General features: G+C 76.7%; 1 protein-coding gene. It reads right to left on the bottom strand.

The window, feature by feature from the left end; translation table 11 throughout:
• Window positions 1–351: 351 nt before the first annotated feature.
• On the bottom strand, window positions 352–9,867 hold the full coding sequence (locus N912_RS59425; RefSeq protein ID WP_483826448.1) for a helix-turn-helix domain-containing protein: 9,516 nt from the start codon (window positions 9,865–9,867) through the stop codon (window positions 352–354).
• Window positions 9,868–9,983: the final 116 nt, after the last annotated feature.

The following is a 9,983-nucleotide window of genomic DNA, read 5'->3' as shown; positions in this document are numbered from 1 at the left end:
GATCGCGGTCAGTGCGAAGGTGAGTCCGACCGCGGCCAGGAGCACGGTCGCGGGCATCCGCGACAGCACCCGGCCGACGACGCGCATGCGCCGCCCCCAGGTCGCCATCACCGACACCATCACGAGCACTCCTGATCGAGAAACGAAGGGGTTGGCCGCGGTACAGGTCACGCGGAACCACGCCCTCGACCGCGGTGCTCCACACACGCACACGCCGATCGCGCTGGCACCCGGTGGGCTCAGGACACGAACACCGAGCCGGGCCGCGCACCCCCTGGGGGGCAGGCGAGTGCCAAGTTACCCACGGCCGCGTCCGCGACGGAACCATCCACCGCTCCTTTCCCCTCTTGTTCAGGTTCCGTTCACCGAGGCCTGGCGCAGGTGGTGGCGGGCCACGGCGAGGGCGGGCAGGGTCAGCGGCGCGACGGTGGTGGGGAGCTCCTGTTCGAGGTAGTCGAGCAGGCCCGGCGGGGGTGTGCTGGGGCGGGCCCAGTGCGCGAGCGCGGTGGCCAGTGGGGCGGCCTGGTCGGCGGGGAGCTGGGCGGTGAGCGTTTCGAGCGCGAAGTAGGCCTGGACGTTCGCCGCTTCGGCCTCGGCGGTGGTGGCGGGGGCCGGTTGGGGTTCGGTGAGCGCGCGGTAGGCGTCGAGGAACCGGGCGGGGTCGTAGTCGTGGTGCGGGTGTATCCGCCACTGTTCGGGGCGGCCCAGCGCGGGGGCGGCGTCGAGCAGCTCGTCGGGGTCGCTCATGGTGTTCAGCGCGTGGGCCTGCGCGGTGGCGCGCTGGTGGGCGGCGGTGTTCGTCGGTGTGCCGTCGGCCTCGGTGAGCAGGGTCCACCAGTTCTTGGCGAGGGTGCGCAGCTGGTCGAACACCCGGTGGTAGTCCTCGTCGGTCAGCTCGCCGTCGCGGTCGGCGGCCAGTGCGGCGGCCGCCGCGTCGAGCACGGCCTCGGCGTTGCGCAGCAGGTCGCGGGCGGGCGGCGGGCGGGCGGCGTCGAGCTGGTCGAGGGCGGCGTGCAGCAGCCGCGTCGCGTGGCGCAGCAGCCGCTCCGGGGTGGCCGGGTCGGCGGCGATGGCGGCGGGGGCGGCCGGGGCGAGCAGGGCGGCGGGCAGCGCGAAGACCAGCCCGGCGTCCGCGTCGACGTGGGTGACCATGCCGGCCACCCGGCCGTCCGGGGCCAGCAGCGGGCTGCCGGGCGCGGGCGGGTCCGGCGGCGCGAGCAGGGTGATCACCGCCGGCCCGGCGGCCAGCACCGGGGCGGCGGTCCGGCCGGCGATCAGGAGCCGCTGTCCGGGTGCCGTGTCCTCGGTTGTCGTGTCCTCGGTGGCGGTGGGCAGGACGGCGGCGGCCAGGCCGGGCACGTGCAGCACCACCAGGTCGATCCGGTCGACCGGCTGCCCGTGCAGCATGGCGAAGAACTGGCTGGCCCTGGCGAACGCCACCGGGTCGCGGTAGGTGTCCTCCCCGGGCCGGAAGGCGCTGGCGACCCGGAAGCCGGCCACGCTCAGCCGTGCCAGGTCGCCGGGGCCGAGCTCGGCCAGGTGCGGGCCGAGCGTGGTGGCCACCCGGTCGGGGGCGATCATCCAGCCGGTGCCGATCACCGCGCCGCGATGCTCGACGGTGGGCACCGACCCGGCCGGCGGGTCCGGGAGCCGGGGCGCGGTGGGGCCGGCGGGGTAGGCGTTGAGCAGCCGGCGGGTCTCCGGGTCGACGACCAGTTCGAGGTGGTCGGTGGGGTGGCCGTCGTGGTCGAGCAGCACCAGGCCGGCCGGCACGTCGACGCGCGCCCGGTGGATCCGCAGCCGGTCGGTGGCCTCGGCGGGGCCCGGTGAGGCCCGCCAGGCCCGCGCGAGCAGCTCGGCCAGCCACAGCGAGCGTTCGAAGTCGGTCAGCGGGCGGTGCTCGGCGACCAGCCACCACTCGGCCCGCCGGGTCAGCTCCCCGTCCGAGGGCAGCGTCAGCCCGGGCGTCTCGGCGGCGAAGTCGGCCGGCAGCGGCACCGCCCGGATCCGCCAGCCCGGCCGGATGGCCACCTCGGTGCCGCCGCTCGCTCGCCGTGCGCGCAGGCCCGGGTGCGTCTTCGCGGCCTCGGTGACCAGCTCGTGCGGGGCGCCGACCAGGCCGGCCAGCTCGTCGAGCGGCAACGCGCCGTCGTTGGCGTCCAGCGCCTGCCACATGCGCAGCCCCAGCCGGACCAGCACCGGCCGGGTGCGCAGCGCGGCGGTGAGCTCGGCCAGCTCGCCTCGGGTGGTCACCAGCAGGTCGGACAGCGTCTCGTCGGCGCCCTGCGCGGCGGCCCACCGCGCGACGGTGGCCAGGTCCTTGGCGGCGGCGTGCAGGTCGGCGAGCGCCAGCTCGTGCCATCCGAGCTCGGACCACCTGCCGGCCAGCTCGGTCGAGCGCGCCGCCCGGTCCAGCATCGGGCGCAGCGCCAGCGCCATCTCCACCTCGTCGTGGGCGCGCTCGGCCAGCGCCGCCAGCTCCCTGGCGACCGGCTCGGCCGGCGGGTGCGCCGCCCACACCGCGGCCTCGTCGGGGTCGTGGCCGGTGACGTGCTCGGCCTCGTGGCGTTCCAGGAACCTCAGGGTCTGTTCGGACAGCCCGGCGATGTGCCTGTCGAACAGGCCGGCGTCCGCGATGACCTGCCGCGATCCCGGGTTGACCAGGAACACGACCACCACCGGGTCCAGGCCGTCGGCCTCCAGCCGGTCGACCAGCCGCCGGTTGAGCTCGCGCGCCAGCAGCAGCGTCATCCCGGCGTCCGCCCACAGCTCGCCGGGGCTGGCGATCGCCAGCTGGTCGGCGTCCGCCGTGGTGAGCAGGCCCTCGTCGACCAGCTCGACCAGCACCGCGCGGACGTGATCGAGCACCGGGCCGGTCAGCTCCACCGGCCGCCCGGTCCTCGGGTCGAACGCCGCGGCGAACCAGTCGATGGCCGCCACGGCGGCGGCCGCCTGCCGCTGGGCCTGCGTCCCCGGCACCAGGTCGACCGGCTTGTTGAGCAGGTCGGCCAGGGTGCGCAGCGCGCGCTGCTCGTCGGTGCGCGGGTGCAGCGGGGCGGTGGCGAGCGCGTCGAGCAGCGCCGGGGTGCGCTCGGTGAGCACGAAGGCCACCGCGCGCGGGCCGGCGCCGTCGCGGCGGTCCGGGACCTGGGCGACCAGCCCGAACTCGACCAGGGCGCGCAGGCGCTTGAGGATCGAGGACTTCGCGATCCCGGCGAGCTGGGCCAGCTCGGCCGCGGCGAGCCCGTCGCGGCCGGCGCCGGCCAGGGCGTGGAGGGTGCCGCGCACCGAGTTGGGCGCCGGTGGCGGCCCCCGGGTGGACAGCGGCCCGCCGGGAAGCGCCCGCACCGCGTCGATCGCGATCTCGATCGCCACCGTGGTCGCCTCGCCGGGGGCGAGCATGCTGGGCTTGTTGAGCGCGGCGGCCAGCTCGCGCGGGGCCGGGCCGGTGGGGAGCGCGTCGAGCAGTGCGGCGGTCTCGGCCGGCAGCCGATACACCAGCTCGCGCGGGTTGCCGCCCGGGCGGGTGTCGCGGGCCTGCCACACCAGACCCCACCCGACCAGCGTCGGCAGCCGCCGCTGCACGGTGCGCTCGTCCACGCCGGGCAACGCGGCCGCCAGCTCGGCCACGGTCAGCCCGTCCGGGGCGGCGGCCAGGGCCGTGAGCGTGGCCAGCACCGAGTTGGCCTGGACGTGGAGGGCCTGGGTGGGCAGCGGGCCGCCCGGCATGTCCCGCACCGCCGCGACGGCCCCGGCGACCTCGGCCGTGGCCGGGGAGGCGGGGTCCAGCCGCTCGGTACGGTTCAGCGCCGTCACCAGCGCGGCCAGCGGCGCCCGGCCGCCGTGGTGGGTCTCCGGCCGGTCCAGCAGCGCCAGCAGCTCGGCGGCGCCCTCGGCCAGCCGGTGGACGTAGTCGCGGGAGCCGTCGCCGCGGTCGCGGACGACCAGGCCCCATTCGAGGAACGCGGCCAGCCGCAGCCGGGCGGTGATCCGGTGCAGCCCCTGTGCCTCGGCCAGCTCGGTGACGGTCAGGCCGTCGGCGGCGGCCACCGCGTCCAGGGTGGCGCGCAGCGAACCCGCCGGCACCGGCACGACGGCGACGGCCAGCGCGCCGGCGGGCAGCACGCGCAGGGCGTCGAGCGCGGCGCGGATCCTCTCCGCGGTGGCCGAGCCCGGGGTGAGCCCGGTGGGCTGGGCGAGCAGCGGGGCGAGCCGGTCCAGCGCGGCCCGGTACGCGGGGTCGGTGGCCCGGCCCGTGTCGTCCAGGTCGGCCAGCAGCGCCCGGGTGTGCTCGGGCAGGTGGAAGCGCCACTCGCGCCGGTTGGCGCCGGGGCGGGTGTTGGGGGCGCGCTCCAGCAGGCCCCACTCGGCGAGCAGCGCCAGCCGGCGCCGGGCCACGTGCGCGCCCACCCGCAGCGCGCCGGCCAGCTCGACGGCGGTCACCCCCTGGTCGCCGATCGCGTCCAGGACGGTTCGGACCGTGTGCGGGGACGCCGGTTCGCCGGCGGCTGGCAGCGGCCCGCCCGGGAGCGCCCGGACCGCGCTCAGCGCCGTATCCAGCGCCGTCACCGTGTCCGCGTCGAGCTCGGTGCCGACCGGCCGGGCGAGCAGGACGTGCACGGAGCGCAGCGCCCGCTTGGCCCGGAAACCCTGCCCCGCCGGGTTGTCCGCGAGCGTGAGCAGCAGCGTGGTGCGGTCGGGCACGGTGTAGAGCCAGCGTTTGGGGTTGCCGCCGGGGCGGGTGTCGGGGGCGCGGTCGAGCAGTCCGAGGCGGGTGAGTGTGGTCAGCCAGCGGCGGGCGAGCCGTGGTTCGATCCCGGTCCGGTGTGCCAGCTCGCCGGCGGTGATGCCGTGTTCGGCGGCGCGGACGGTGTCGAGCATCGCGCGCGGGGACACCGCCGGCGGCGCGGCCGGCGCCGGGAGCGGGCCGTTCGGGATGGCGCGCACGGTGTCCAGCGCCGAGGCGAGCTTGGCCGCGTGCGCGGTCCCGGGGCGCAGGGTGGCGGGCGCCCGGAGCAGGTCGGCGAGCGTGCTCAGGGCGCGGCGGGCGGGGGCGGGGTGGTTGGCCGGGTTGTCGAGCAGGTCGAGCAGCGTGCGGGTGTGTTCGGGCAGGTGGTGGAGCCATTCGCGGGGGTTGGCGCCGGGGCGGGTGTTCGGGGTGCGTTCGAGCAGACCCAGGTGGGTGAGCGCGGTCAGCCGGGCGCCCACGACGTCCACCCCGAGCCCGGTGGCCTCGGCGATCTCGGCGGCGGTGCGGCCCTCGGGGGTGGCGGCTTCGAGGGTGGCGCGCAGCGAGTTGGTCGGGACGTGGCCGGTCGGTGGGGGCAGCGGGCCGTTGGGTATGGCGCGCACCGCGTCCAGCGCGGCGGCGATCTTCGCGGTGGTGGCCGCGTCGGGCTTCAGCGATGCCGAGTCGCGCAGGTGCTCGGCGAGGGTCCGCAGCGCGCGGCGGCCGAAGTCGCTCGGATGCCGGTCGGGGTTGTCGAGCAGGGTGAGCAGCGCGCGGGTGTGGTCGGGCAGGACGTAGAGCCATTCGTTCGCGCTGGCGCCGGGGCGGGTGTTGGGTTCGCGGCGCAGCAGGTCCCAGTTGGTGAGGGTGGCCAGGCGCCGGCTGGTCGGGCCTGGGCCGAGTCCGGTGGCGGCGGCGACCTCGGTGATGGTGCTGCCCTCGGCGGTGACGGCGTCGAGGGTGGCGCGCAGCGAGTTGGGCGCGACGTGGCTGGCCGGCGGGGGCAGTGGGCTGCCGGGCAGCGCTCGGGCCGCGTCGAGCGTGGTGGCGATGCGGGTGGTGCGTTGCCCGTCCCGGTCGAGGGCGGCGGGGCTGGAGAACCAGTCGGCGAGGGCGCGCAGCACCCGTTGGGCGCGCGGGTCGCGGACGGTGGTGGGGTCGTCGAGCAGCGCCAGCAGCGCGCGGGTGTGCTCGGGCAGGGTGTAGAGCCAGGTACTGGATCGGCCGCCGGGGCGGGTGTCGGGTCCTCGGTGCACCAGGCCCCACGCGGCCAGGGTGGCCAGCCGCCGGCCGGTGGCCGCCTCCCCGGCGCCCAGCGCGGCGGCCACCTCGGCGGCGGTGCGCCCATCGGCGGCCAGCGTGTCCAGGACGGCCCTCGGGGTGTCGCCCCGGTCCGCCCGGCCGCCGGCGCGGTGCTCGGGCAGCCGCACCGGGCGCCCGGCCAGCGCGTCGAGGACCAGGCCCACGATGCGCCGCCGCTCCCGGTCGTGCTCGCGCCAGCCGTCCTCGGGGTGGGTGGCCGAGGGCTTGGCGGCGTGGCGGCGCTCGTGGGCGAGGATCTCGTCCTCGAGGAAGGCGCGCAGCGGCGCGGGCAGCGCGGCGATCGCGTCGTGCACGTGGGTGAACTGGATGGTCCAGGCCCGGCCGTGCTCGTCGAACACGGTGTAGGCGATCATCTCGCGGCCCAGGTCGGGCAGGCCTTCGCGCTCGAACAGCGGCCGCACCGCCGGCCAGTCCACCAGCAGGAACCCGGGGCCGTGCTCGGCGTCGGAGAGCCGGGACAGCAGCGGGCGGAACCCGGCGACCACCTTGCGGTGCTCCCGCACGCCGAACCGGCGGGTGGTCAGCCCACCGCCCGGCGGGGTCAGCCAGTGGCGCACCGCCTGTGCGGCGGGGCCGGTGACGGGCGGGTCGGCGACGGCGGCGAGCGTTGCCCAGCCCTGGGCGAGCTCGGTGAGTCGTTCGTGTCGTGGGTCGCGGTCGGCAGGCGGCAGTTGGTCGAGCAGGGTGAGGGCCTGGGCCAGTGCTTGGGCGACGCGGGTGAGGATCTCGGCCAGCGCGGGGTCGCGGCGGGCCAGGGCCAGGCCGGCCATTTCGAGGTGTTCCTCGGCGGCGTCGAGCAGCTCGTCCAGCCGGGTCGGGTCCGCCACCGAGGAGCCGCCGGGTGGGGCTCGCGGTGCGGTTGGCTGGTCGCGGTACTGCTCGAACGAGGTGCGGGCGTTTCGGCCCAGCACCCGCAGCAGCGCGGCCCGAACCTCCTGGCGGTCGAAGTCCCGCGCATCGGGCGTCCAGGGTTGGGCGTTGACGAGCCGTTCGTCGCCCTGGCGCAGGGTGACCTCCCAGACGTCGTGGCCTCGGTGGTCGTGGACCCGGACCGGGGCGCCGGCCTCGATGAGGATGAGCAGCTGCCCGCCGGTGACCAGCCAGGCCCGCCCGTCGGGCACGGCGGCGGGCCGGGCCGGGCCGCCGGCGGGCGGCTCGGTGACCAGCGGCGGGTCGTCGTCGGGGCGCCGGTCGCCGGGGTGGTCGCGGGCGCTGGTTCGCCGGGCGCGCGCCAGGTTGGCCTTCGGCTCGTCGGGCAGCTCCCAGGCGTCGACGACCTGGCGCAGCCAGTCCAGCCGGGCGGCGAGCATCTGGCGGAAGTCCTCGTTGGGCGCCTCGGCCAGGATGTGCTCGCGCATGGCGACCAGCCGGGCGAACTGGGTGAGCACCTCGTCCTCGGTGAGCAGGCCGAGCACGGCCTTGTGCTCGCCGACGGAGAACACCCGGGCGACCGGGCCGGCGTCGTGCCCGCGCCGCAGCGCCTTGTCGAAGTCGATCCGCCACAGCCGCCCGCCGTGGACCATGAGGTTGCGGTCGGCGAGCACGCCGTCCCAGTCGCGCAGGAACGCGGTGATGGCGAACTCGGCGGCCACCTGTCGGCGCTGCCAGCCGCTGTCGGCGGCGTCCAGGGTGGCCGGCTGGCCGGGCAGGTAGTCGGCGGTGACCTCCAGCAGGTCGCCGGCGAAGACCACCACGTCGTCGGTGCCCGGGATCGTGATGTCCTCGGTGGCGATGGCCAGCCAGTTGCTCACCGAAGACACCCCGAGCAGCCGGTACAGCCTGGCGGTGAGCACCGCGCCGAGCAGCGTGGACGGGTCACGCTCCCAGTGCTTGGCCACCAGCGTGCGGCCGTCGGCACCGCGCAGCAGCAGCACCTTCGGCCGTCCCCGGTAGCGCTCGTCGAGCAGCGTGCCCTGGTAGCTCGCGCCGGCCAGCGGGTGCAGCTCCAGACCGGCCGGTGCGCCGGCGTCGGTACCGGCCTGCCGCCAGCGCCGCTGCACCTGCCCTTCGAGCGCGATCCGATCGCGCTGGGGCAGCGGGCCGACCCTGTCGGTGAACAGCGTCCGGTCGGCGATGATGCGCCGCCGCGACCGGTCCAGGTAGTAGACGACGGTGACCGCCGGCAGCCCGCGCGCCGCCAGCGTCCGGGCCAGCTCGGCGGCGAACCCCTCCCCGAGGCTGAGCACCAGGCCGTCGGTCACCCACCGCCCCTCGGGGCTCGCCGCGCGAACCTGATCGACCGAGGCCCCCGTGAACTCGCCCCGCCGCTCCAGCGCCTCGACGGTGTCCACCACCGCGACCAGCACCTCCGCCATCGCCGGGTCGCCAGGGGAGACGAGGTGTTCGTTCTCGTCCACCGCGAGCAGGCCGACCGAGGCGGCCGCGGCGCGCAGCTCGGCGACCAGGGCGGCGGCGTGGTTGTCGTGGTGTTCGCCGTCGTGTTCTGGGTGTTCGCCGAGGTGGAAGTCGTGTTCGTGGCGCAGCAGGCGGTTCCACCAGTCGGCGAAGGCGGGGTCGAGGGCGATGAGCCGGTCGATGAGCCTGGCTACGCGTGCGGGGATGACGATGACGGGGTTGCCGTCGGCGCCTTTCCAGGCGAAGGCGATGAGTTTGCCGTCGAGGAGGTCCTCGTCGGTGATGCGGATCAGGCTGGTGAGTCCGGGTGGGCCTCGGATCAGGTTGGGGAACTCGTCGGCGGTCAGGGGGCGGGCGCCGGCGACGACGGCGGGCATGAGGGGTTCGAGCTCGGCGCGGGCGATGTCGCCGGGCACGCCGTCGGCGACCGGGCCGCCCTGGCCGCCGGCCACGATCGCCTCGACCTCGGCCCGGTCCAGCCAGGTGATGCGGGCGATGGCCGCGACGGGCAGGCCGCGGTGGGCGGCCCGGCGGACCGCGTCCACGAGGACGGCCCGGCGGTCCGCGGCGGCGCCGCCCGCCAGGTAGTCCGCGTTGGCCTGGGCGATCGCGTCGCGCAGCTGGTTGACCACGGCGTCGCGGTGCGCGCGGGAGACCAGCTGGCCGGTCGGGGCGGAGGAGGGGGCCGGTGTCGCGGGGGCCGGCGGGGCGGGTGTCACCGCGGCGGCGGGGCCCGGCAGCGCGGCCTGGGGGCCGCTGTTGGCGTCGATCACGATGATCGTCTTGTTGCCGCTGCCCTGGGTGCGGACGTTGTCGATCACGCCGTCGGCGGCGTCCGCCGGGGTGGCTGCGGCGGTGACGATGGCGCCAAGGCCGGCGGCGTTGGGGTAGAAGTCGTGCAGCTCGTCGGTCGTCAGCACGATCCGGACCGGGCCGGTGACCTCGCGGGTCTCGGTTCCCGGGGTGGACGCGGGGCCGTCACCGACCCAGTGCGTGATCTGCTGGCGCGGCTGGTTGTCCGGGGCGGTCTCGGCGGTGTTGATCACGCCCCAGGTGTGGTCCTCGGTGACCTGCTCGGTGCTGGTGGCATCGACGGTGTAGCCGCGGCTGTCGCCGACCCAGATGAACGTCGCCTGGCTGCTGTCCGGCCCGGTGGGGGTGATGACGACCAGCAGGAACGTGGTGATCTGGTTGACCTGCTCGGTCGCCTCCGCGGCCGCGTCGAACGCCGTGCGGGCCAGCCGCTCGCCGGGCAGGTTCGGGTTGGCGGCCAGCGCGTCGGCGGCGGCCTTCATGGCGGCCTGGACCGCGACCTGGGATGCCGGCGTCGCGGTCGGCGTGGCGGGGTAGCCCTGCTGGTCGGCGACCGCCGCGACGACCCGCCCGTCGGCGGTGCGGATCGCGGCCATGGCGTCGAAGTTGTGGTTGTCGGGGTGTCCGGCGTCGCTGCGCCCGGCCACCGAGGGCAGCTCGAACCCGACGCGCTCCTGGGTGCCGGCGGGCTGGGCGCCGGTCGGGGCCGGCGCGGCGAGCTCGCCGACCGGGCCGGTCTGGGTGGGCAGCGACGTGGGGTGGG

The organism is Actinospineispora acaciae DSM 45401 (genome assembly GCF_000620785.1).
In the GTDB taxonomy this organism is placed as follows: Bacteria; Actinomycetota; Actinomycetes; order Mycobacteriales; family Pseudonocardiaceae; genus Pseudonocardia; species Pseudonocardia acaciae.
The sequence above is the reverse complement of the archived record's forward strand: the minus strand, read 5'-3'. Positions and strand labels throughout refer to the sequence as shown.